At 30.5% G+C, this 23,629-nt stretch carries 24 protein-coding genes; 11 read left to right on the top strand and 13 right to left on the bottom strand.

The genetic code is table 11. From position 1 onward, the window contains the following. Positions 1-141 precede the first annotated feature (141 nt). The 3 genes from aspS to A8C32_RS01680 all read left to right on the top strand — a co-directional run bounded on the left by aspS (position 142) and on the right by A8C32_RS01680 (position 4,028). Positions 142-1,896 carry an aspartate--tRNA ligase gene (gene aspS / locus A8C32_RS01670; RefSeq protein WP_069828712.1) on the top strand — a complete coding sequence of 585 codons (1,755 nt, stop codon included), beginning with the start codon at positions 142-144 and terminating at the stop codon, positions 1,894-1,896. Between the two features lie 78 nt (positions 1,897-1,974). Further along, a complete protein-coding gene (locus A8C32_RS01675) occupies positions 1,975-3,762 on the top strand; it encodes a chloride channel protein (protein ID WP_069828713.1) in 1,788 nt (595 codons plus the stop codon). A 35-nt stretch (positions 3,763-3,797) separates the two neighbouring features. Further along, positions 3,798-4,028: a hypothetical protein gene (locus A8C32_RS01680; protein WP_069828714.1), complete on the top strand. Its 231-nt coding sequence runs from the start codon at positions 3,798-3,800 to the stop codon at positions 4,026-4,028. A gap of 182 nt (positions 4,029-4,210) precedes the next feature. On the opposite strand, the gene A8C32_RS01685 is transcribed toward A8C32_RS01680, so the two are convergent. The 6 genes from A8C32_RS01685 to A8C32_RS01710 form a co-directional block, all read right to left on the bottom strand. Then, on the bottom strand, positions 4,211-4,522 hold the full coding sequence (locus A8C32_RS01685; protein WP_069828715.1) for a hypothetical protein: 312 nt from the start codon (positions 4,520-4,522) through the stop codon (positions 4,211-4,213). Between the two features lie 485 nt (positions 4,523-5,007). Continuing rightward, positions 5,008-6,777, bottom strand: a complete 1,770-nt coding sequence (locus A8C32_RS01690) for a MutS-related protein (RefSeq protein ID WP_069828716.1) — start codon at positions 6,775-6,777, stop codon at positions 5,008-5,010. Positions 6,778-6,860: 83 nt separating this feature from the next. After that, complete coding sequence (locus tag A8C32_RS01695; RefSeq protein WP_069828717.1) at positions 6,861-7,556, bottom strand: zinc metallopeptidase; 696 nt, start codon at positions 7,554-7,556, stop codon at positions 6,861-6,863. A gap of 90 nt (positions 7,557-7,646) precedes the next feature. Then, the gene (gene ald, locus A8C32_RS01700; RefSeq protein ID WP_069828718.1) at positions 7,647-8,747 is read right to left on the bottom strand and encodes an alanine dehydrogenase; all 1,101 of its coding nucleotides are present in this window, start codon (positions 8,745-8,747) and stop codon (positions 7,647-7,649) included. A 209-nt stretch (positions 8,748-8,956) separates the two neighbouring features. After that, the gene (locus A8C32_RS01705) at positions 8,957-9,220 is read right to left on the bottom strand and encodes a SemiSWEET family sugar transporter (protein WP_069828719.1); all 264 of its coding nucleotides are present in this window, start codon (positions 9,218-9,220) and stop codon (positions 8,957-8,959) included. A 231-nt stretch (positions 9,221-9,451) separates the two neighbouring features. Further along, positions 9,452-12,388 carry a leucine--tRNA ligase gene (locus A8C32_RS01710; RefSeq protein WP_069828720.1) on the bottom strand — a complete coding sequence of 979 codons (2,937 nt, stop codon included), beginning with the start codon at positions 12,386-12,388 and terminating at the stop codon, positions 9,452-9,454. 155 nt (positions 12,389-12,543) lie between these two features. Between A8C32_RS01710 and A8C32_RS01715 the strand changes: the two genes are divergently transcribed. The 5 genes from A8C32_RS01715 (at position 12,544) to A8C32_RS01735 (ending at position 16,172) form a co-directional block, all read left to right on the top strand. After that, positions 12,544-13,422 carry a cell division protein FtsX gene (locus A8C32_RS01715; protein ID WP_069828721.1) on the top strand — a complete coding sequence of 293 codons (879 nt, stop codon included), beginning with the start codon at positions 12,544-12,546 and terminating at the stop codon, positions 13,420-13,422. Between the two features lie 99 nt (positions 13,423-13,521). Then, the gene (locus A8C32_RS01720; protein WP_069828722.1) at positions 13,522-13,776 is read left to right on the top strand and encodes a DUF3098 domain-containing protein; all 255 of its coding nucleotides are present in this window, start codon (positions 13,522-13,524) and stop codon (positions 13,774-13,776) included. Between the two features lie 53 nt (positions 13,777-13,829). Continuing rightward, a complete protein-coding gene (locus tag A8C32_RS01725) occupies positions 13,830-14,627 on the top strand; it encodes an undecaprenyl-diphosphate phosphatase (protein ID WP_069828723.1) in 798 nt (265 codons plus the stop codon). 1 nt (position 14,628) lies between these two features. Then, positions 14,629-15,324, top strand: coding sequence for a tRNA pseudouridine(55) synthase TruB (gene truB / locus A8C32_RS01730; RefSeq protein ID WP_069828724.1), 696 nt, complete (start codon positions 14,629-14,631; stop codon positions 15,322-15,324). 125 nt (positions 15,325-15,449) lie between these two features. Further along, on the top strand, positions 15,450-16,172 hold the full coding sequence (locus A8C32_RS01735; protein ID WP_069828725.1) for a hypothetical protein: 723 nt from the start codon (positions 15,450-15,452) through the stop codon (positions 16,170-16,172). Here the strand turns inward: A8C32_RS01735 and A8C32_RS01740 are convergent. After that, positions 16,156-16,773 (bottom strand): thioredoxin family protein, encoded by a 618-nt coding sequence (locus A8C32_RS01740; RefSeq protein ID WP_069828726.1) that lies wholly within the window; start codon positions 16,771-16,773, stop codon positions 16,156-16,158. The two genes, A8C32_RS01735 and A8C32_RS01740, sit on opposite strands and share 17 nt — an antisense overlap. Before the next feature lie 126 nt (positions 16,774-16,899). On the opposite strand from A8C32_RS01740, the gene A8C32_RS01745 reads away from it, so the two are divergent. Beyond that, positions 16,900-17,463, top strand: a complete 564-nt coding sequence (locus A8C32_RS01745; protein ID WP_069828727.1) for a DNA-3-methyladenine glycosylase I — start codon at positions 16,900-16,902, stop codon at positions 17,461-17,463. A 78-nt stretch (positions 17,464-17,541) separates the two neighbouring features. On the opposite strand, the gene A8C32_RS01750 is transcribed toward A8C32_RS01745, so the two are convergent. The 4 genes from A8C32_RS01750 to A8C32_RS01765 form a co-directional block, all read right to left on the bottom strand. Then, positions 17,542-18,720 (bottom strand): porin family protein, encoded by a 1,179-nt coding sequence (locus tag A8C32_RS01750; protein ID WP_069828728.1) that lies wholly within the window; start codon positions 18,718-18,720, stop codon positions 17,542-17,544. A 77-nt stretch (positions 18,721-18,797) separates the two neighbouring features. After that, positions 18,798-19,421, bottom strand: coding sequence for a leucyl/phenylalanyl-tRNA--protein transferase (gene aat, locus A8C32_RS01755; RefSeq protein ID WP_069828729.1), 624 nt, complete (start codon positions 19,419-19,421; stop codon positions 18,798-18,800). Positions 19,422-19,515: 94 nt separating this feature from the next. Further along, positions 19,516-19,893 (bottom strand): DUF3127 domain-containing protein, encoded by a 378-nt coding sequence (locus A8C32_RS01760; protein WP_069828730.1) that lies wholly within the window; start codon positions 19,891-19,893, stop codon positions 19,516-19,518. Positions 19,894-19,930: 37 nt separating this feature from the next. Next, positions 19,931-20,800, bottom strand: coding sequence for a flavin reductase family protein (locus A8C32_RS01765; protein ID WP_069828731.1), 870 nt, complete (start codon positions 20,798-20,800; stop codon positions 19,931-19,933). Positions 20,801-21,058: 258 nt separating this feature from the next. Here A8C32_RS01765 and A8C32_RS01770 point away from each other — a divergent pair, with 258 nt between their 5' ends. Then, positions 21,059-22,213 carry a sensor histidine kinase gene (locus tag A8C32_RS01770; RefSeq protein WP_069828732.1) on the top strand — a complete coding sequence of 385 codons (1,155 nt, stop codon included), beginning with the start codon at positions 21,059-21,061 and terminating at the stop codon, positions 22,211-22,213. Between the two features lie 2 nt (positions 22,214-22,215). After that, positions 22,216-22,569: a hypothetical protein gene (locus tag A8C32_RS01775; RefSeq protein ID WP_069828733.1), complete on the top strand. Its 354-nt coding sequence runs from the start codon at positions 22,216-22,218 to the stop codon at positions 22,567-22,569. Here the strand turns inward: A8C32_RS01775 and A8C32_RS01780 are convergent. Both A8C32_RS01780 and greA read right to left on the bottom strand, forming a co-directional pair. Next, positions 22,564-22,953, bottom strand: a complete 390-nt coding sequence (locus tag A8C32_RS01780) for an HIT family protein (RefSeq protein ID WP_069828734.1) — start codon at positions 22,951-22,953, stop codon at positions 22,564-22,566. The genes A8C32_RS01775 and A8C32_RS01780 overlap by 6 nt on opposite strands. 71 nt (positions 22,954-23,024) lie before the next feature. After that, entirely contained in the window at positions 23,025-23,498 is a 474-nt protein-coding gene (gene greA / locus A8C32_RS01785) for a transcription elongation factor GreA (RefSeq protein ID WP_069828735.1), read from the bottom strand. Positions 23,499-23,629: the final 131 nt, after the last annotated feature.

Below are 23,629 nucleotides of genomic sequence, written 5' to 3' on the forward strand. Positions count from 1 at the left end.
TCTTAATTAGAGCCTTTTTTAACCATCGTTTGAGCTTAGTCTATTTCTAAAGTATTAGGTTATTTCAAATGAAATAAAAAATATATTAAAAAATTTAAACTCAATAGTATTTACTTAAATTTGCACTTCAATTTTACGAACATGTACAGAAGTCATAATTGTGGCCAATTAAGAGCTACACATATTAATACAGAAGTAACTCTATCAGGTTGGGTTCAAAAATCAAGAGATAAAGGTTTTATAGTTTGGGTAGATTTGCGTGACCGTTACGGCATCACTCAATTAGTCTTTGATGAAGAACGTACCTCTAAAACCTTAATTGAACAAGCACAAAACCTAGGAAGGGAATTTGTTATTCAAGTTAAAGGAATGGTTATTGAACGTGCATCAAAAAACCCTAATATTCCAACAGGAGATATTGAGATACTAGTTTCGGAATTAAACATTTTAAACGAAGCTTTACTTCCTCCTTTTACTATTGAAGATAAAACAGATGGTGGTGAAGATATTAGAATGAAATATCGTTACCTCGATATTCGTCGTAACCCCGTAAAAGAGAGTTTAATTTTTAGGCATAAAGTAACTCAAGAAGTTAGAAACTATTTATCTAAAGATGGTTTCATTGAGGTTGAAACCCCTTATTTAATAAAATCTACACCAGAAGGTGCTCGTGATTTTGTAGTGCCCTCAAGAATGAATGAAGGTCAATTTTATGCTCTTCCGCAATCACCTCAAACCTTTAAGCAGTTACTAATGGTAGGTGGTATGGATAAATACTTTCAAATTGTAAAGTGTTTTAGAGATGAAGATTTACGTGCCGATAGACAACCAGAATTCACACAAATTGATTGTGAAATGGCGTTTATTGAGCAAGAAGATATTTTAAATGCATTTGAAGGTTTAACACGTCATTTACTTAAAGAAGTTAATGGAGTTGAGGTTGAAAAATTTCCAAGAATGCTTTATGATGATGCCATGCGTTTATACGGAAACGATAAACCAGACATTCGTTTTGGAATGGCCTTTGGCGAATTAAACGATGTAGCACAACATAAAGACTTTAGTGTTTTTAATAATGCAGAGTTAGTAGTTGGTATTGCTGTTCCTGGTGGAAATAGTTATACTAGAAAAGAAATTGATAAATTAATTAGCTGGGTAAAACGTCCGCAAGTTGGCGCTTTAGGTATGGTCTATACGCGTTGTAATGACGATGGCACTTACAAATCGTCTGTAGATAAGTTTTACGATCAAGGTGATTTAGCAAAATGGGCAGAAGTTACAGGCGCTAAACCGGGAGACTTAATATGTGTTCTTTCTGGCGATAAAAATAAAGTCCGTGCGCAATTAAGTGCTTTACGTATGGAATTAGCAGAGCGTTTAGGTTTGCGTAAGCCTAATGAATTTGCTCCGCTTTGGGTTATGGATTTTCCATTATTAGAATGGGATGAAGATACCGAACGTTACCACGCTATGCACCATCCATTTACATCTCCAAAACCTGGACAGTTAGAATTACTAAAAACAAATCCAGGCGATGTTAAAGCGAATGCTTACGATTTAGTATTAAATGGAAACGAAATTGGTGGTGGATCGATAAGAATTCATGATAAAGAAACACAATCTTTAATGTTTGACTATTTAGGGTTTACTCCTGAAGAAGCAAAAGAACAGTTTGGTTTTTTAATGGATGCTTTCCAATATGGCGCACCTCCTCATGGTGGTTTAGCTTTTGGATTGGATAGATTGGTTGCTATTTTAGGCGGACAAGAAACCATTAGAGATTTTATTGCTTTTCCAAAAAACAACTCTGGACGTGACGTTATGATTGACGCCCCTGCTCCTATTGATGATGATCAACTAACAGAATTAAGTTTAAAACTTAATTTAAAATCATAAAATTAAATCCTGCTTTTAGCAGGATTTTTTTGTATTTATTGTAATTACCCCGTTTAAACTTTTTATCTTTAATTAAAAATGTCTTTTAGTTCTAAAAGCCTACTACGTAAATTTTTAATCTGGAAATATAAACATATTTCAGAACGTCAATTTGTATATATATTTAGTGTTTTAGTTGGGTTTTTAGCAGGAATGGGAACTGTTGCGCTTAAAAACCTAATACACTATATTAGACTCCTTTTTGAATTAAGCCTTTTTAAGAATTCTCAAAATTCTATATACTTTATATTTCCTATAATAGGACTTCTACTTGTATATATTATAAAACAAACTTGGTTAAAAAAACATATTGGGCATGGTATTTCGTCAACCTTATATGCTATTTCAAAGTTGAATGGAATTATTCCTCGATACAACATTTATGCTGCTTTAATTACTGCACCGTTAACTGTTGGTTTTGGAGGTTCGGTTGGGTTGCAGGGCCCTGCTGTTAGTTTAGGGTCTGCTTTAGGTTCTAATGCAGCGCGTTTATTCCATATGAATACCAAAACAAGAATGCTTTTAATAGGTTGTGCTGCTGCTGGCGCTATGGCATCGATGTTTAAAGCGCCTATTGCTGCTATTATTTTTGCTGTTGAAATATTTAGTCTAGACATCGCTTTCACCTCATTAATACCTCTTTTATTAGCTTCTGTATCTGCTGTAGTAACGTCTTACATGTTTTTAGGAACCGATGTATTATTACGATTTGAATTAACCGATAAATTTGAAGTTAATGACATCTTATTTTTTGCACTTCTCGGTCTTGTTACTGGTTTAGCATCGGTCTATTTTTCAAAAGTATTTTTTGGTATTACCAACTTTTTCAAAAAATTTAAAAGTCGAGCTAAGCGTCTTTTAATTGGAGGTATTACTATTGGTAGTATGCTCTATTTTATTCCGCCCTTATATGGTGAAGGTTATGGTATCATGAATAACCTACTAAAAGGAGACCATATATCGGCTATTGGTGTGACACCTTTTAATTTAGATTTATCTAATATCTGGATAGTTATTAGTTTACTACTAGGTATTTCTGTATTTAAAGCCATAGCTATGACAACCACCTTTGGTGCTGGCGGTGTTGGTGGTGTATTCATTCCTACACTCGTTATGGGAAGCGCATTAGGGAACTCATTTGCTAAAATTATCAATAATATTGGTTTAGATTTTCATGTATCAGAATCCAATTTCACGCTTATTGGTATGACAGGCTTAATGGCTGGTGTTCTTCACGCGCCACTAACAGCTATTTTCCTTATTGCTGAAATAACAGGTGGCTATGAATTATTTGTGCCTTTAATGATCGTTTCTGCTATTTCATTTGCTATTACAAAATACTATGTATCTCATTCCATTTACACTCTTAAACTTGCTGAACGTGGTGAACTCATGACGCATGACAAAGACCAAAATGTACTTATGGTTTTAGATATTGATAAGGTTATTGAAACTAATTTTATTATATTAAAACCAAATATGAAACTTGGTAATATTTTAAAAGAAGCTGTTGCTAAATCTTCAAGAAATCATTTTCCTGTGGTTAACGATGATCATGAATTTTTAGGAGTTATTCGTTTAGATGATGTGAGGCATATTATGTTCAATTCAGATTTATACGATAAAGTAGAAGCATCTAGTCTTATGCATGCTGATGCTGGTATTATTGATTATTATGAAGATTCTATGAACGATATCATGAATAAGTTTAAAAGCAGTGGTGCATGGAATTTACCTGTTATAAAAAACGGAAAATATTATGGCTATATTTCAAAATCGAAACTATTAACTGCTTACAGGCAACAACTTATTAACTTTACAAAATAGAGTCTTAGAGTAGACTACCATTTTTATTACTTATTATGAAATACATTATTTTAATTTTAACCATCGCAGCATTTAGCAGCATTATTATAGGATTTGTTGCAGATCTAGAATATGCTCAAAAACTTATTGGCTTTGGTGTTGTTGGTCTTTTTTTAATTGTATTTCCTTTATTTTCATACTATCGTTGGAAAGAGAAAAACGTACAAGACTATATGCTTACTAAAGAGAATCTAGATAAAATGCGTGAGCGAGAGAATAACAAATAAACATATTTATTGTTTTGGTATAATCTTTTTGAAACAAAATTGAAGGCTAGATTCAATAAAAAGGATAATTTAAACATACCTTATACCTGTTTTAACTAATGGACATGCGAAATCCTTCAAAAAACTTTAAAAAGATACATTTCTTAAACTAAATTTGAAACTTAAACGTGTTAGTGTATAAACTATTTTCTTTCAAAATATCGATTTAAACTCTCATCGATTTTTGCTTGTAAAGAATTAATATCGACCCCTGATTTTCTAAAAATAGTAATATTTTCCTTTACTCGATTGCGCTCTACACTTTTTCTTATTTCAATAAGTTCTATATCACTAAAGCTCTCTAAATAACTCTTAATCTCCTCATCTAAAGACTCATCACTCAAAAAAATCTTGATTGTTTGTTGAGTTGGAGAATTTCTAATTTCAGATCTAAATGGTAACATAAATACTAATTTTAATTTGATCTTAAAGACACTTAATTTATCTATCTCCATAAAGATAGCATTTTTTTAAATTAAAATGAACAAAAAAAGCCTATTAGAAGACTTAATTCTAAAAGAAACTTGCTAGAAGCAATTATAATGACTACTTAAATTTTTTTAGTACGAGACGCTCGTTAACGCTACCAGTTGCAAACTGGTAGTAGCACAAGCACTATACTAGAGTGGGGAAATAGTATATCTATAATTTAATATTTTTTATAAAGCAAGGGCATCCAAATAGATCTAACTATTAGAAAATTCATATTGAATACTATCATTTTTTATTGTAAATATATATATAATCATTATCATCTCGATACCCAAAAAAAGAATTATTGTTTTTAGCATAAAAATTTATATGACCTGTATGTACAGTTTGCCCATAAATTACATATATCAGTTCACTACTGTCCACTTATACTATTTTTTATCTCAAACTTATATTACAATTTGTGTCATAGTCTACAATAAATTAATATATCTATAAAAAATACCTTTTAAACAATTTCCATCTTCTTCAATAAAAAAGATGCATTCATGTTTTGACAAATACCTGATTTTAAAGTATAATCAAAGTGAAGTTCATCATTAATAATTTCGGCGTCAAAATAGTAATTTTTTACATCATCAAGTTCTTGCTCTATTTCACATAAACTTAAATCGTGTGTAGCTATTATACCTGTGGCATTTGAAGCCACTAATTTCTCCACAAATTTTCTTGAGCCAATAGCCTTGTCTGTACTATTTGTTCCTTTTAAAATCTCATCTAAAACAATAAAATAAGGTTCTCTTTGAATAGCATCCATGATATACTTTAAGCGTGTTAATTCTGAAAAGAAGTATGAACTATCATCTGCTAAGGAATCTGATGTTCTCATACTTGTAATTAATTTTACTGGAGAATATTTACTTGTCTTAGCACAAATAGGCAAACCTACATTTGCCATAACGATGTGTAAAGATATGGTTCTTAAAAAAGTACTTTTACCTGCCATATTCGCACCTGTAACAATAAAAAATTGTTCTTTTTCAAGAACTAAATCACTATCAACTCGTTTAACTTTATTTAATAAAGGATGCCCTAAATCTATGGCATTAATTACAGCTCCTTTTTCTTCTATTTCTGGAAAAACAAATTCTGGGTGATTATAAGTAAAATTCCCTAATGAATTATAAGCGTCAAAAAATGATACAACTTCAAACCAATCGGAGACCTTATCTGCATGCTGAGAAATCCATTGCTCAATATGGTAACTATGTTTTATATCTGATAACAAAAGACCATTTCCAAAAATGGCAGATATTATATTATTTCTATGATCTAAAGCATCTAATGATTTTGAAAACGCTTTAAAAACAGCAGATGCTTTCATATTATTAGATTGTATTTGCTGCTGTTTCTGCTTAAGTAATTCTGAGGAAAACACCTCTTCCTCTATTAAATCTAATAGTAATGCATATTGCCTAAAAGTTTCTTTTACTTTATCTGTATTTGAAGCTAGTACATTTATTTTTTTAAGATAGCGCCCTGTAACTCCTAATCCAGCAAATAAAAAGTATCCGATAATTGACGCGCTAATTATTTTTAAAAAGGTTAACACTATTAAAGCTATAGAATTTACCATAAACACTATAGGTAACCATGACATTACTTTTGGTAAAAACAATTGATAATCTTTCAACCATTTAATAATGCTTTTTGCTGAAGTTTCTACCTCCACGAAACTAGATGTTGCTGTATAATGTTGCCTCCATTTAGGCTTGGTAGATAATTCTTTTATAGCTTCCTGTCGCTGTACAATGTCATCAATATTATTTGCTTTTAAGGCATCTGCTAATTTTTGAGTACCTTCATTAATAGTAGTTCTATTTATAAATTGAAAAAATGAACCTCGACCAAACAAATCTATATCTACACTATAAAAATGATTGGGGTCTTGAAATTGCAAACCTTCTGCTCTACTATAAAAATCACCCGAAGCTATTTTAATTTCTTCTTCGTTAATTTCAACTAAAGCCTTATTTAAATTTCGTTGCCTTTTAATATCTGTATACTTAGATAATAATACAATGAAAACAATAATACCCGAAACACCTATAAAAGTAGCAATCTGCCATTGTTGATATGTCATATAAATACCAAACCCAGTAATTAAAAACACAAGTAATCTATAAGTACTTAAAAGTGTCATTTTTTTGTACAGCTTTTGTACTTCTGCTTGATAAATTTCTAATTGTTTTTTATAGTATGATAACGGATTTTCCATGCTTAATTTTAATAGAATGTAAAGAAACAAAAAAGCCCTGAAAAATTTCAGAGCTTTTTGAATTGTATTTTATTTTACAGGGATTAATCTCTTCCTCCAAATACTTGAAATGCCCAATAAACTAATGATGCTAATGCTCCAATGGCAGCTACTAAATATGTTCTTGCAGCCCATTTTAAAGCATCTTCAGAACCTTTATATTCTTCTTGCGACACCATATTTTTATTTTTCAACCATGCTAACGCTCGGTTACTTGCATCATATTCTACAGGTAATGTAATAAAACTAAATAAAGTAGCGAACCCCATCATCACTAAACCAGCAACGGCTATCCAATATCCCAATCCTAAACCTGCTGCTGCTCCCAACATAAGGCCTCCAATAACTACCCATTGAGACATGCCTGATGTTACGCTAACAACTGGTACTAACGTAGAACGCATTTGTAGCCAACTGTAAGCTTGTGCGTGTTGTACTGCATGCCCACATTCATGAGCTGCAACTGCTGCTGCTGCTGCATTTCTCTGACTATAAACAGCTTCACTTAAATTAACTGTTTTATTTTTAGGGTTATAATGGTCTGTTAAACGACCTGGTGTAGAAATAACTTCTACATCTGTAATCCCATGATCTGCTAACATTTTTTCTGCAATCTCTGCACCACTCATGCCATTACGCAATTGTACTTTAGAATACTTAGCAAACTTTTTCTTTAACTGACTGCTTACTAACCAACTTATAAGTGCTATAGCTCCTAATAGTATATAATATTGTAACATTGTTTCTTTTTTTAGATTAAATTTCTACATTAAAGATAACAAAAATAACGCCAATTATAAATAAATGTAAGTTTGTCAGCTCTTAATAAACTATGATGTTACAAATTCTAAATCAAAAGCCTCTGCTATTTCTTTATAAACAATTTCTCCTTTTACAATATTTAAACCCTTTTCTAAGGCTTTATTGTTTTGGCAAGCTTTTTCCCAACCTTCATTTGCTAATTTAACAACATAAGGCAATGTTACGTTTGTTAACGCTACCGTAGATGTATAAGGCACTGCCCCTGGCATATTAGCTACACTGTAATGTACTATATCATCAATAATATATGTTGGATCTTCATGTGTTGTTGGTTTTGTCGTTTCAAAACATCCACCTTGATCTACAGCAACATCTACAATTACTGTTCCTGGTCGCATCTCTTTCAACATTTCTTTAGTTATTAATTTTGGTGCTTTTGCTCCCTTTAATAACACACCTCCAATAACTAAATCTGATTCCTTGATATGTTTTCTAATATTGTATTCATTAGAAAATTCTGTTATTACATTTTTAGACATTACATCATTAATATAACGTAATTGTTTCATATTAATATCTAAAATAGTTACAATAGCTCCTAAACCCGCTGCCATTTTAGCTGCTTGTACACCTACTACTCCGCCTCCTAAAACAAGTACTCTACCCGGAGGAACTCCTGGTACTCCTCCTAACAAAACACCTCTTCCTTTTACTGGTTTTTCTAGATATTTAGCACCTTGTTGAATAGACATTCTTCCTGCTACCTCAGACATTGGTACTAATAGCGGCAACGAACCATCTATATCTTCTACCGTTTCGTAAGCTATACAAATAGCATTACTATTAATCATTGCTTTGGTAAGTACCTCACTAGACGCAAAGTGAAAATACGTAAACACAACTTGATTTGGCTTAATCAAGCTATATTCTTCTTCAATAGGTTCTTTTACCTTAATGATCATTTCTGCTACTTCATAAACGTCTTGAATAGTATCAAGAATAATTGCACCAGCATCTATATAATCTTTATCCAAAAAACCGCTACCAAAACCAGCATTTTTCTGTACAAAAACAGTATGATCTCTTTTAGTAAGTTCAAAAACACCAGATGGTGTCATCCCTACTCTGTTTTCGTTATTTTTTATTTCAATAGGAACTCCAATTTTCATAAATTAAAATGTATTAATTGTGGAAATATTGGCGAAATTAAAATAATATTTTTAAATATTCTAAGTGATTTACTGATTTAGATGATTTTTTTTCATCAAATTGTGTTAAACAATAGTTAATACATAATTTCTATCTGTTTTATAGGAATAAGAAAAGAAGGATAAATCCTATAATAATGAACGATTTAAGTACCTTTTCGAATAATTCACTATTTACTTTTGGTATATTTAAACTTAAAGTAAATTAATAAAAAGAAAGATATTACTGTAATACTATTGGCAAAAATCATAGAAGGGCTATCTTTTAAAAAACCATAAACCAACCATATTAAAACACCAATAAAAAACAAAATAAGCATAGGTAAAGAAAGACCAGAGACATCTTTCGTTTTCCATGTTTGATATACTTGAGGCAAAAAAGCTGCTGTTGTTAAAAAAGCTGCTATAAAGCCTATAATTTCTATATAATTCATTTAATAATTTTTTAAAATAGTCTAACTTCTTGTTGAAACTAGAATTTTTGGCATCGTTGAAATATAACCAAGTCGTTATTTAACAAGTCAAAGACACCACATAATATATGTGATGCCTCAACTGAATTCTTATTTTAACAGATTCTTTTTACTAATAGTAGTAGCTTTAAGCATACTTCGACTACGCTTAGCAGAGAGACACTATTAAGTAATAAACTATGTATTATAATGTTATCCTACAATATTTACAATTTTACCAGGAACAACAATCACTTTTTTAGGTTCGCGACCTTGTAATTGTTCTTTCGTTTTTTCATGAGCCATAACTGCGGCTTCAATATCATCTTTACTCATATCTAATGATAATTCCATTGTAAAACGTGTTTTACCATTAAATGAGATTGGATAATTTTTACTACTTTCCACTAAATGATTTGCATCAAACTTAGGAAAGGCTACTGTCGAAATCGATCTTTCATGTCCTAATTGACTCCATAACTCTTCCGAAATATGGGGTGCATAAGGTGAAATTAAAACCAATAAAGGTTCCAATATTTCTTTACTCGTACATTTTTGAGCTCCCAACTCGTTAACTGCAATCATAAAAGTAGATACCGAAGTATTAAATGAGAAGTTTTCAATATCGTCCTCTACCTTTTTAATCGTTTTATGAAGCGTTTTTAAATTATCTTTTGTCGGTGCTGTATCAGTTGTTTTTAATCCGTTATCGTCTGCATATAATTTCCAAAGTTTTTTAAGAAATGAGTGTACACCTGTAATACCAGCTGTATTCCATGGTTTGTATTGTTCTAATGGTCCAAGGAACATTTCGTAAAGACGAAGGCTATCGGCACCGTAATCTGAAACGATATTATCTGGATTAACGACATTGTATTTAGATTTAGACATTTTTTCGACTTCGCGAGTAACTAAATATTTACCATCATCATTCGAAATAAACTCACCATTAATATAATCAGAATATAATGAATGATTTTTAAACTTCTCAATATCTAACTCATTAGTAATATCATTTATAATAGAAATATCTATGTTACTATATATATATTGAATATCCAATATTTTTTCAAAACTTGAATCGCTATGAATATAATTTTCAAATATAACTTCGTCAAAATACTCTTTTGAATTCTTTAAGTCATTCCTACAAATAATTTTGAATTTTGAATCTTCATTAACATAGTTCATTTTCACTATTAAAACAAAAGCACTATTCCCCAGTATCATTCCTTGATTGATCAACTTTTTAGCAAACTCATCAACAGGAACAACACCTTTATCGAATAAGAATTTTTGCCAAAAACGAGCATATAATAAGTGTCCTGTAGCATGTTCACTTCCTCCAATATATAAATCGACATCTTGCCAATAATCCATAGCTTCTTTTGAGGCCATTTCGTTTGGATTTTCTGGATCCATATAACGGTTAAAATAGAATGAACTTCCTGCCCACCCTGGCATGGTATTTAATTCTAATGGAAATATAGTTTCATTATCAATTAAATCATTTGAAACGACTTTATTATCAATACTATTCCAAGCCCAAACTGTAGCATTACCTAATGGCGGCTCACCAGTTTCGGTTGGTAAATATTTTTCTACTTCTGGTAATTTAATTGGTAAGTGTGCAGCGTCAATCATTTGAGGCATCCCTTTTACATAATATACAGGGAATGGCTCTCCCCAATAACGTTGACGCGAAAATACAGCATCACGCAAACGGTAATTTGTTTTCCCTTCTCCTTGCCCTATTTGTTCTAGTTCGTAAATAGCACGTTTGGTTGCTTTTTTATAATTCATTCCATTAAGGAAATCACTATTACCAATAATTGTTTTCTCTTTATCTGAAAATGCAGATTCTGAAATATCTACACCATCAAAAATATTTATAATTGGTATGTTAAAATGATTTGCAAATGCATAATCCCTTTCATCTCCACAAGGTACAGACATCACTGCTCCCGTACCATAACCTGCTAAAACATAATCGCCAATCCAAATTGGGATTGGTTCTTTTGTAAATGGATGTTCGGCATAAGCTCCTGTAAATGCCCCAGAAATGGTTTTTACATCTGCCATTCTATCTCGCTCGCTACGTTTAGCCGTGGCTAAAACATAGGCATCAACCTCTGCTTTTTGTTCTGTTGTTGTTATTTGTGATACTAACTCATGTTCTGGAGCCAAAGTCATAAAACTAACACCAAAAATGGTATCTGGACGTGTTGTGAATACGGAAATAGTTGTTGGTTTCTGGTTATTTGTTATTGGTAAAACATTAAAAGTTACAGACGCTCCAACAGATTTACCAATCCAGTTACGTTGGCTTTCCTTTAAAGAGTCTGTCCAATCTATAGTTTCTAAACCTTGAAGTAAACGTTCTGCATAGGCAGAAATTCGCATACTCCATTGTGTCATCTTTTTACGAATCACAGGGTAACCTCCACGTTCGGAAACACCATTTACTATTTCATCATTTGCTAAAACTGTTCCTAATTCTGGACACCAGTTTACTTCCGTTTCGGCTAAATAGGTTAATCTATATTGTAGTAATATTTTTTGTTTAGCTTCTGAAGACATTGCATCCCAATCATCGGCAGAAAAAGATTCAATATTATCATCACAAACAGCATTCACTTTTAAATTTCCTTCTGAAACAAAAACGGCTTCTAAAGTAGAAATATCTTCTGCTTTATTTGTATCGTTATTAAACCAAGAGTTGAACAATTGAATAAAAATCCATTGTGTCCATTTGTAATAACTAGCGTCAGATGTTCTAACTTCACGAGACCAATCAAAAGAAAAACCAATTTGATCTAATTGACGACGGTAGGTTTTTATGTTTTCAGCAGTTGTAATAGCAGGATGTTGCCCAGTTTGAATAGCATATTGTTCTGCTGGTAAACCAAAACTATCGTAACCTTGCGGATGCAATACATTAAATCCTTTATGGCGTTTGTAACGTGCATAAATGTCTGAAGCAATATACCCTAAAGGATGTCCAACATGCAAACCAGCTCCACTAGGGTAAGGAAACATATCTAAAACATAATATTTAGGTTTTTCGCTATTATTTACTGCTTTAAAAGTTTGGTTTTCCGCCCAATACTTTTGCCATTTGGCCTCTATCTCGTTGAAATTGTATTTCATTATCCTTGCTACTAAATATTAACGTCATTACTAATTATGACGACAAATTAATTGGCAAATTTAAACTTATTATAACAATGTTGAAAGTTTAAACGTTGTAAAGAACAATCAATTAGAATACTTTACTATTTTTACAACTTCAACCTTAATTATTTATGAGTTCATCATTTGAAAAACATCAAAAACGTAAGCTTATTTCTTCTTACTTTTCAGTAGTATTAAGTATTGCTTTAGTATTGTTTTTATTAGGATTATTGGGTATGTTAGTTCTTAATGCAAAAAAAGTCTCTGACCATTTTAAAGAACAAGTTGTTCTAACTATCTATTTAAAAGATTCTGCCAAACAAGTCGAAATTAAGCAGCTTGAAAAAAGCTTAGCTATGGCTGATTATACAAAATCTACAGAATACGTTTCTAAAGAACAGGCTGCCGAATTTATGAAAGCCGAAAATGGTGAAGACTTTATGGATTTTGTAGGCTACAATCCTTTACAAAATTCTATTGATGTTAATCTTAAAGCCGATTTTGTGACTTCAGAACAGCTTGAAAAAATTGCAACAGAAGCTTTAAATAAAAATTTTGTTGATGAAGTTTCCTACGATAATGACTTAGTAAATTTAATGAACGATAATGTAAAAAAGATTAGCTTTTGGGTACTCTTTATAAGCGGTATTTTTACTTTAATTGCAGTATTACTTATAAACAGCTCTATACGATTAGCCGTTTATTCTAAACGATTTACTATAAAAACAATGCAAATGGTTGGAGCTACGAAACAATTTATTAGACGTCCTTTTGTTTGGAAAAGTGTACGACTAGGTATGCTAGGTGCTTTTCTAGCTATAATTGGAATGGCTATTGTACTATATTACCTAAACAAAACATTTACTGAATTACAATTATTAAGCAAGCCTTTTTTAGTTGGACTTCTATTTGTTTTAATATTTGGATTAGGTATCGTAATTACTTGGATTAGCACTCATTTTGCAACACAACGATTTTTGAATTTAAAAACAGACCAATTATATTATTAATAATCGCTAATTGAAACTATAAATTAAAAGACTCTTAACAGGATCATTTTAAATAAATCCGTTACTTTGCATCTATATATTTGTCTATAATTACTAATCATGGGAGAGAAAAAACGAAAAGACGCAACAAAAAGTGAATTTATTTTTGGAAAAAAAAACTATAAATTCATGTTTATTGGTTTAGCATGTATTGCTATAGGTTTTATTTTAATGTCTGGAGGCGGCAGTGACGATCCTAACGTTTTTAATCCTGATATTTTTAGTTTCCGCCGTATTAGATTAGCACCAATGCTTGTTCTTATAGGTTTTGGTATAGAGATTTATGCTATTTTATTAGACCCTAATAAAAGCTAAAAAATTAGACTTATATTTATTATTCCATTAATGTATTTTAATACTTTTGCGGCATGGATATCATAGACGCAATTATTTTAGGCATTATTCAGGGGCTTACTGAATTTTTACCTGTTTCATCTAGCGGACATTTAGAATTAGGAAAAGCCATTCTTGGCAACAACTCTGTACCAGAAGAAAGCTTACTTTTTACTGTTGTTCTTCATTTTGCAACAGCACTAAGCACTATTGTTGTTTTTAGAAAAGATATTTTAGACCTAATAAAAGGTCTTTTAAAATTTAAATGGAATGATGATTTACAATTTGTTTTAAAAATCGCACTCTCAATGGTTCCAGCTGTTATTGTTGGTTTATTTTTCGAAAAACAATTAGAACAACTTTTTGGAGGTAGTATTCTATTAGTCGGTTGCATGTTAATTGTAACTTCGCTTCTTTTATTTCTTGCTGATAAAGCTAAAAACACTAATAAAGATGTTTTCTTTAAAAATGCTTTTATTATTGGCATTTCTCAAGCTATTGCCATGTTACCTGGTATTTCGCGTTCTGGAGCAACAATTTCAACTTCTGTTTTATTAGGGAACGATAAAATTAAAGCTGCTCGGTTTTCTTTTTTAATGGTAGTCCCTTTAATTTTTGGAAAAATTGCTAAAGACATTTTAAGTGGAGATTTAACATATAATAGCCAAAATTTCACGGCCTTATCAACAGGTTTTATAACTGCTTTTATAGCTGGATTATTTGCCTGTACTTGGATGATTTCTTTGGTTAAAAAAAGTAAGCTCTCTTACTTTTCAATATACTGTGTTATAGTAGGTTTTATTGCTATTGTATTTTCATTATTAAATTCGTAATATGCTTTCGAAAGACGATTATCTTTCTGGTCAAGTTTTGCTAATTGATAAGCCTCTCAATTGGACATCATTTCAAGTTGTAAATAAATTACGTTGGGAAATACGACAAGCTTTCAGTATAAAAAAAATAAAAGTAGGTCATGCAGGCACTCTTGATCCTTTAGCTACGGGTCTCTTAGTTATTTGCACAGGAAAAATGACTAAACAAATAGATACTTTTCAAGGTCAAATAAAAGAATATACAGGTACTTTTGTGTTAGGAGGTACAACGCCATCATTTGATTTAGAAACCGAAATCAATGATACTTTCCCAACTAATCATATTACTGAAGATTTAATATATAAGACTACCGAACAATTTATTGGAAACATTCAACAGTTTCCACCAGTGTTTTCTGCATTAAAAAAAGACGGAAAACGTTTATATGAATTTGCCAGAGCAGGTGAAGCTGTAAAAATTGAATCAAGAACGGTAAACATTTCTAAATTTGAAATCACAAAAATTGATGGTTTGCACATTAATTTTAGAGTAGTTTGTAGCAAAGGCACCTATATTCGTTCTTTAGCTAATGATTTTGGTAAAGCCTTAAAATCTGGTGCTCATCTATCTGTTTTAAGACGTACAAAAATTGGTGATTTTAATATTGATACAGCGAATTCTATTGAAGACTTTATAAAAAATCTCCCTTCTGAATAATTCTAATTTAATGATCAATTTTTTAAAAATAGTATTTCTATTTTCTTCAGAATTGACGCAATATTAAACTTTTTAAGTTACTTTGTCGTATATTAGTATAAAATCACAGCTCTTAAAAGGACCTATTGCACTTTAACGATCAACATAAAGCTCTCTTACTTACATTTCTAATCTCTGGAACTGTAGTATTGTCTATTTTTAATTTAGGACTTAAAAAACATAACGAATTTGCTTCCGAGAGTTACTATGAACTAGAACCAGAAAAAGAGTTAACAGAAGAAGATATTAAAGTTCTAGAAGCTTTAGAAAAATTAAACAACACTAAAGCTGAAACCAACGAAGCTTTCGACCAATCGCAACAAAACAAGCATTTCGCACAAGCATATAAGACTATTGCTCCTCCTGAAGACTTTATACCAAAGCATGATGATAACACTACAGACTATCTAAAAACTATTAACGAAAGACACAATAACGCTACGCAAGACTCTAAATTAAACGAAGAAGAATTATCTAAATTTAATAAAGCTAATGAAATATTAAAAAAGCAATTGTCTGAAAATAACAATTCTAAAAGCTCTATTGGTTTCTCGTTAGTTAACAGAACAAAAGTCTACATTCCAATTCCTGTTTATCTTTGTGAAGTTGACGGTAAAATAGTTGTAAATATAACTGTTAATTCAAATGGAGATGTTATTGATGCTTATATTAACACCTCTTCTACTTCAAATAATGAATGTTTAATTGAACATGCTTTAGATTATGCAAAACAATCTAAATTTAGTATTGATGGCTCAAAAAAAACTCAAATAGGGTCAATTACTTTTAGTTTTATAGGCAAATACTAGGTTGAAATTCGCAAAGCATTTTAGTAATATCATCAATAATATTTTGCCCCTTATTACTATTATACCAACGCTGTAAATCTTCTTTAAACTCTGAAGTTAGTTTACCATGTTCTGCTTTGTATGCATTAACAATAGCTGTAGCCTCGCTAGGTCTTGGGCCATATGTATTTATAACATCTCCTGTTTCATCATCAATCATAATAACTTTAGCTATAGCTCTACCTCCATTAGTTAAAAAAGCATCTATTAACTCTAAATTCTCATCACGAAGTACTATTCTAATATTAATCTTATTATTTAATTCTGCAATTTTATTAAGCGCAGGCATAACATGAGCTGCATCTCCACACCAACTTTCTGTAATAATTAACCACGTTATACTTTGATTAAAGTCTAAAATTTTACGCTGAGCTTCTTCAGATATTTTTATCGTTTTATCCCAACGTTTCATACGTCTATCATTTAGCTTTGTATAATCTACTAAAACTTTTGTTTTTGCTAATCCTGTTGTAGAATTATCTTCTGCTAATTGCTTTACTAAATCACGATAAGCATCATAAGACATACTATTTTCTAAACCTGATTTTATAACTTCGTTCATAAAGAATTATTTAATTAATACTATAAAATTAGTACCTTGATCTTTTAATTTAGATGATATTTGTCATACTTTTACTTTAAACCTTACGTTCGTTATGAATAATTAATTTTGATTAAAAAATAACTCATGAAAAAACACAGATGTGGCTGGTGTGAAGGAGATGATTTATATGAAGCTTATCATGATAATGAATGGGGCGTTCCTGTTTATGATGATGACATACTTTTTGAATTTTTAATTTTAGAAACTTTTCAAGCTGGATTAAGCTGGATTACCGTATTAAGGAAACGTGAAAATTTCAAAAAGGCTTTTGATAATTTTAATTATAAAAAAATAGCAAAATACAATCAAAATAAAATTGACGAACTACTTCAAGATGCTGGCATTATTAGAAATAAACTAAAAGTAAATGCTACAGTAACCAATGCTCAAGCATTTATAAAAATTCAAGAAGAATTTGGATCTTTTAGTAAATACATTTGGGGTTTTATTGATGGAAAACCTATTAAAAATAGTTTTAAAAATTTAAGTGATATCCCCGCGAACACTCCTTTAAGCGATAACATTAGCAAAGATTTAAAAAAACGTGGATTTAAATTTGTTGGCACTACCGTCATTTATGCGCATATGCAAGCTACTGGTATGGTGAACGACCACGAAACTGGATGTTTTAGATATAATGAGATTTAAACTTTTTATATTTTCATTATAATACCAAACGTATTCTAATATTGCTATTTATAACAGATTAAGTATATTTTTTTCTATCTAAAAAATGGTATAACCAAAAACTACAGAAACATTATTGTAATCAGAGTTCCAATAAACATACTTTTCTAGCAAATTAGATTCTGTCGCATATATTAACTCTAAACTATACTTATTCTTATACTTATAACCTAATCCCAAATTCAGATTATTATTTACCGATTCCACATCTAGGTTACCTACAGTAGAATTCAAATTAAAGTTAGTAGCCAAAGCCCCATTTAAAAAGAGTTTAGAGTTTTTATTAAAAAACATATAATATCTTATTCCTATGGGCAATTGAATATATTTATAATCGACTTTAACATCCCTATTTCGTACTCTTTTTTCAGATTTATAAGATTGATAATTAGGCTCAACTATAACCGACCATTTATTTTTATTAAACTTAAAAATAAACTCTACTTCCACCCCAGTTCTAAATGAAATTTTATTCTGAAAATCCACCTCAGAACCTATATTAGAAGAATTTTTAATAAAAAGACTAGAATTATTTATACCTGCCTTTAATGTTAAATTAAAAAAATCTCCATTCTTTACTTTCTTTTGATAATTCGTGATTTCAGAATTTCCACATTCATTATATTTTTTAAAAAGGCTTACCAAGTCTTTTACCTGATATTTAAGATATTCAATATCTCTTTTTGAAATAGACTCACATATTAAATTATTTAATAATTCTTGTTGAAACCCTATATTTTCAACAATAATATTTTGTGAATTCCTATACTCCTTATAAACTAATTGTTTAAGATCCCCTTCCTCTAAACTATAAAAAAACCTGATTAAATTCTGTTCTTTATATAAAAACAAATCCGCTTTGCCCGTAATTAAAGTCTTTAAAAAGAGTTTTTCTTTTTTAAACTCTGGCAATCTATTTCTACTCATTTCAGAAATTTTAGTGCTAGATCTATCCATATCTACCAAACACCTTACGTATCTAAAATCATTAGTTATTCCAAATTCCTTTACATTATCAATTGTTTTTTTTATAATTCTAGAATCTTCGCTAAGTTTATATTCAAACTCAGTAGGGTTATTATACCATTCAATATTTTTAATTAAACAGTCATTTTTTTGATTGGCATTATTTATATAATATCCTTTTTCAAAAACAATTTGAGAATAAGAGCTAATACTCGACATAACAAGTAAAAGAAACGTAAATAGGTTTTTCATATTTTATTGATAACGACTTAGAGTAAAAACTTGTCAAATATAGTACGTTTCTGACTAACTTTTTCAGAAATCGTTAACTATAAATAACTCAAGAATTTATCTCTAGAAATATCTTCTGCACCTAAACTTTCTAAATGATTAGTATATACTTGACAATCTATAACTCTATAATTAGTATTTTGAATAAACGTAATAAACCCTGCTTTACTAGCATTACTTTCTTTAGTAAACATACTTTCTCCCGAAAACACACCATTCCCTAAATCCATCCCATAAAGCCCTGCAACCAATATATTATCATTCCAAACTTCTATAGACTTTGCATATCCTAATTCATGAAGTTTGATGTAAGCATCCATCATATTATTTGTTATCCAAGTTCCATTTTGCCCATTCCGTTTTATTTTAGAACATTCTCCTATAACATCTTTAAATGCTTTATTAATTGTTACTACATAATTTTTATTACGTAATACTTGCCGCATACTTTTAGACACTTTTAACTTATCTGGAAACAATACAAAACGTGGATCTGGAGACCACCATAAAATAGGCTCTTCTGTTTCAAACCAAGGAAAAATCCCTTGTTTATACGCCAACAATAAACGCTCAACAGATAAATCACCTCCAACAGCTAGCAAACCATCCTCAGCAGCCTCTATAACATTTGGAAACCATATATTCTGTGTTAGATACTTCATAAAAATATTTCTATAAAAATAAAAAACCTCAACGTATAATTATAACATTGAGGTTCGTTTTATAAAATCCCTGCTTTCACAGGTATTATATTAATTAAAATGGTAAATCGTCGTGATCTTCTTCTTTTAAATTAGTTGCAGGTTCAAAAGCATCCGCTGGAGGTACTGGAGGAACATTATCTCCTGAAGCCTCTGCCTGTAATGCTTCAATTCTCCATCCTTGAATAGAATTAAAATATTTAGTTTCTCCTTGAGGATTAACCCACTCTCTCCCTCGTAAATTAATACTAATCTTCACTTGCTGTCCTGCCTGATAACTATTTAATAAATCACATTTATCTTGAACAAACTCTACCATGATGTGTTGTGGATATTGCTCTTCGGTTGTTACCACAATTTCTCTCTTTCTAAACCCATTGGTTCCAAAAGTTTGAGTTTCACCAATCATTTTTATTCTTCCTTGAACTTCCATGTCTACTATTTATATCTGTTAATTATTGTTTTATTTTCTAACTTAATAATATTTTCCAAGCACTTTCCACATCACCAAAACTTAAATAATTACGTGCCAATGTATGTTTTTCACTATGGCTTATTTCTTTTATGTTGGAACTCTGTACTTCCAATTCTTCTATAAAACCCTTAATACTTTCTTTGGTAGGCAAAGCTTCTACATTAGCCAACATCCCTAAATCATTACCTGTTAAAATCATACTATTTTTAACATGTTCTGGGAAACTATCAACACCAATACCTAATGTTGATAATGGCTTAGGTATTTCAAAAAAACCTTTTTTTGCACGACTGTAATAACTACCTCCCGCTCTTGCCACTAAATCCAGTTTTTCTTGATTTATACTACCTTTTTCATCAATAACTTCTTCATCTATATGAAGTTTAAGAACTTCACATATAACTAAGTTTCCCGCTCCTCCATCTGTTCCTAACTTAATAACATCATTCACCTTACACTCAAATTGAACAGGTGCTTCTGCTACACGAAATGGTTTTACTATATCTGATTTCAACATAGTCAATCCTGCTTTGTCAAACTCATTAACACCTTCGGGGTACTCAGTACTGCTTAATGACATTTGATAAACCATATCGTAATTTACCACATTAATAACCACTTCTTTTGTTACTTCAACATTTTGCAACGTATGTTTCGTTGTATTATCTCTTACACGGCGTGCAGGAGAAAAAATCAAAATTGGTGGATTAGCACTAAATACATTAAAAAAACTAAATGGTGATAAATTAGGGTTTCCATCTACATCAACAGTACTAGCAAATGCTATCGGTCTAGGTGCTACAGCACTTAACAAATAAGCATGTAGTTTACTGACTGACAATGTTTTTGGGTCAAATGTTAACATTAAGATTCTTTAGATTCTACAAAACTAATTAAAAAAATCATTAAAACTTAATCTTGCCTTATTATTAGTTTATCTATATCTAACTTAAACAAATTATTATGTAAGAGAATTAAAACATCATCTAAATTCAATGTATAGAATACAGAATCTAATCTAACAAAAAGCGATTCTATAGCTAGAGTTAAAAACTAATTTACCTCCTTCTTAGACAATAATATTAGCAGATTTACATTATATTACATGTTAAATTAATTATTAATGATTTTTACAAAATACAGTAATGCTCTCCGCTGGATTATCATCGCTACTTCATTTATTATTGTATCCCTTATTTTATGGAATACTTACGTGTTTTTTCAAACTTTTAAGGAAGAAGAACGTGCAAAAATGCAAAATTGGTCTTTCGCTCAAAAAGAACTAAGCAAAACCAGTAATTTAAATGCTAACATTGGAGAACTACCTATTGAAGTTGTACAAAGTAATAAAACGACACCTGCAATTAGTGTAAATCAAAATGGGAGTTATGATTTTATTAATATTGACAAAGAAAAGGCTAAAGATTCTGCTTATATAAAAAATCTCATCATAAAATTTCAAAGTGAGTATAAACCTATTGATGTTATATATAATGGAGAAGTATTATCTACTATTTATTATGGCAATTCTCCTTTGTTAAACAAACTAAAATATTATCCGTTAGCTCTATTACTTATTATTTTCCTTTTTAGCGCCGTTGTTTTCTTTTTTTACAGAAGTAACAAAACTGCAGCCCAAAACAAATTATGGTCTGGTATGGCAAAAGAAACAGCTCATCAAATAGGAACTCCACTATCTTCCTTAATTGGTTGGACAGAAATACTAAAAATAGAAAATATAAACCCCGATTATATTACTGAAATAGAAAAAGATGTTGATCGATTAAAAACTATCACAGAACGTTTTAGTAAAATAGGCTCATTACCTACCTTATCAGTAACTGGTATTGTTAAAGAATCCATAGATTCCTTTGACTATTTAAAAACACGATCTTCTGATCTTATAGATTTTGAAATTATTTCTCCTAATGATGAAATTCTAGTAAATTTAAATACACAGCTTTATAGCTGGACTATTGAAAATTTAGTCAAAAATGCTATAGACGCCATGAGAGGTAGAGGTAAAGTTACTGTTGAAATTTTTCAATTTGAAAACAATGTAAAAGTAAATGTAACAGATACAGGTAAAGGCATCTCTAAAAAGAATTTTAATAAAATATTTGAACCTGGTTACACTACTAAAAAACGTGGCTGGGGATTAGGCTTATCTTTAACCAAACGTATCATTGAAGATTTTCATAATGGTAAAATAAAAGTTTTAAAATCTGAAAAAGATAAAGGTACCACAATACAAATTAGCTTAAAACGCGTTAACTAATTATGTCTGAAAAACTAATTAATATAAAAGAAGTTGCCTTAAAAAATAATTGTCCTGAATGTTTCAGTAATGATGGTTTACACTTAACTTTTAAACAAAAAATAGTAAATACTAAACTTTACAAATCGATTACCTCTGATATTAGTCATGAAATAGAATGTAAAACATGTCATTCTATTATTTATCCAGTACAGTGGACAGATGATATTGATCGCGTATTTGAATATCAAAAAAAGGCTGTTACACCTAAAAAGTCATCAACATACTTAAAAAAAGCATCTTGGTTTGTTATTATAGCTGTAATCATAATTATAATAGCTATAACATTACTTATAATATATTACACAAACTTATAATTGTGCTTTAATCGCATCTAAAACTTCCTGAAATTCTTCCGAAGATAATTTTGTCTTTTGAATAAACCGAGCATCCTCCATAGAATGTAACGGAATTAAATGAACATGGGTATGTGGCACTTCTAAGCCTATTACAGTAATTCCAACACGTTTACATGGAATGGCTTTTTCTATAGCTAACGCAATACGTCTAGAAAAACTCATTAAACCATTATAAGTAGCTTCATCTAAATCAAAAATTTTATCAACTTCTTTTTTTGGTATACAAAGCGTATGTCCCCTGCTATTAGGATTAATATCAAGAAAGGCCAAATAACCCTCGGTTTCTGCTATTTTATAACATGGGATTTCTTCATTTATTATTTTAGTGAAAATTGAAGTCATAATAGTTTTAAAGAATTTTTAGAGGAAAATGTTTTATTTTAATTAAGCTATTAATTAGAAAGGATTTTTTGTTATCTAGATATCTCTATTATATCAAATTTTATAACCCCATTTGGCACTTGAATTTCAGCAACATCTCCTACTGATTTCCCTAACAATCCTTTACCTATTGGCGAATTTACCGATATTTTTCCTGAAGCCAAATCAGCCTCCCCATCTGCAACCAAAGTATAATTCATTTCCATTCCATTGGTTTGATTTTTTATTTTCACTTTTGATAAAACTAATGCTTTAGAATTATCTAGCTGAGATTCATCAATAATACGAGCTCCAGCTAAAGCATCTTCTAATTTAGCTATTCTCATCTCTAACATACCTTGAGCTTCTTTAGCTGCATCATATTCTGCATTCTCACTTAAATCACCTTTATCTCTAGCTTCTGCTATAGCTTTAGATGCTTTTACACGCTCAACATCCTTTAGCTGTTTTAGTTCTCCTCTTAGTTTTTTTAACCCTTCTGGTGTATAGTATGATACTTTACTCATTACTTCATCGTTTTACTTAATAAAAGATGCTGAAACAAGTTCAGCATATAAAAAAATCTCGCTTATACGAGATTGCATAACAAATATACAAAATATTTACCTCAATTTGCTTTTTGTTGTAAATTGCACTT

The organism is Flavivirga aquatica (assembly GCF_001747085.1).
Lineage (GTDB): Bacteria > Bacteroidota > Bacteroidia > Flavobacteriales > Flavobacteriaceae > Algibacter_C > Algibacter_C aquatica.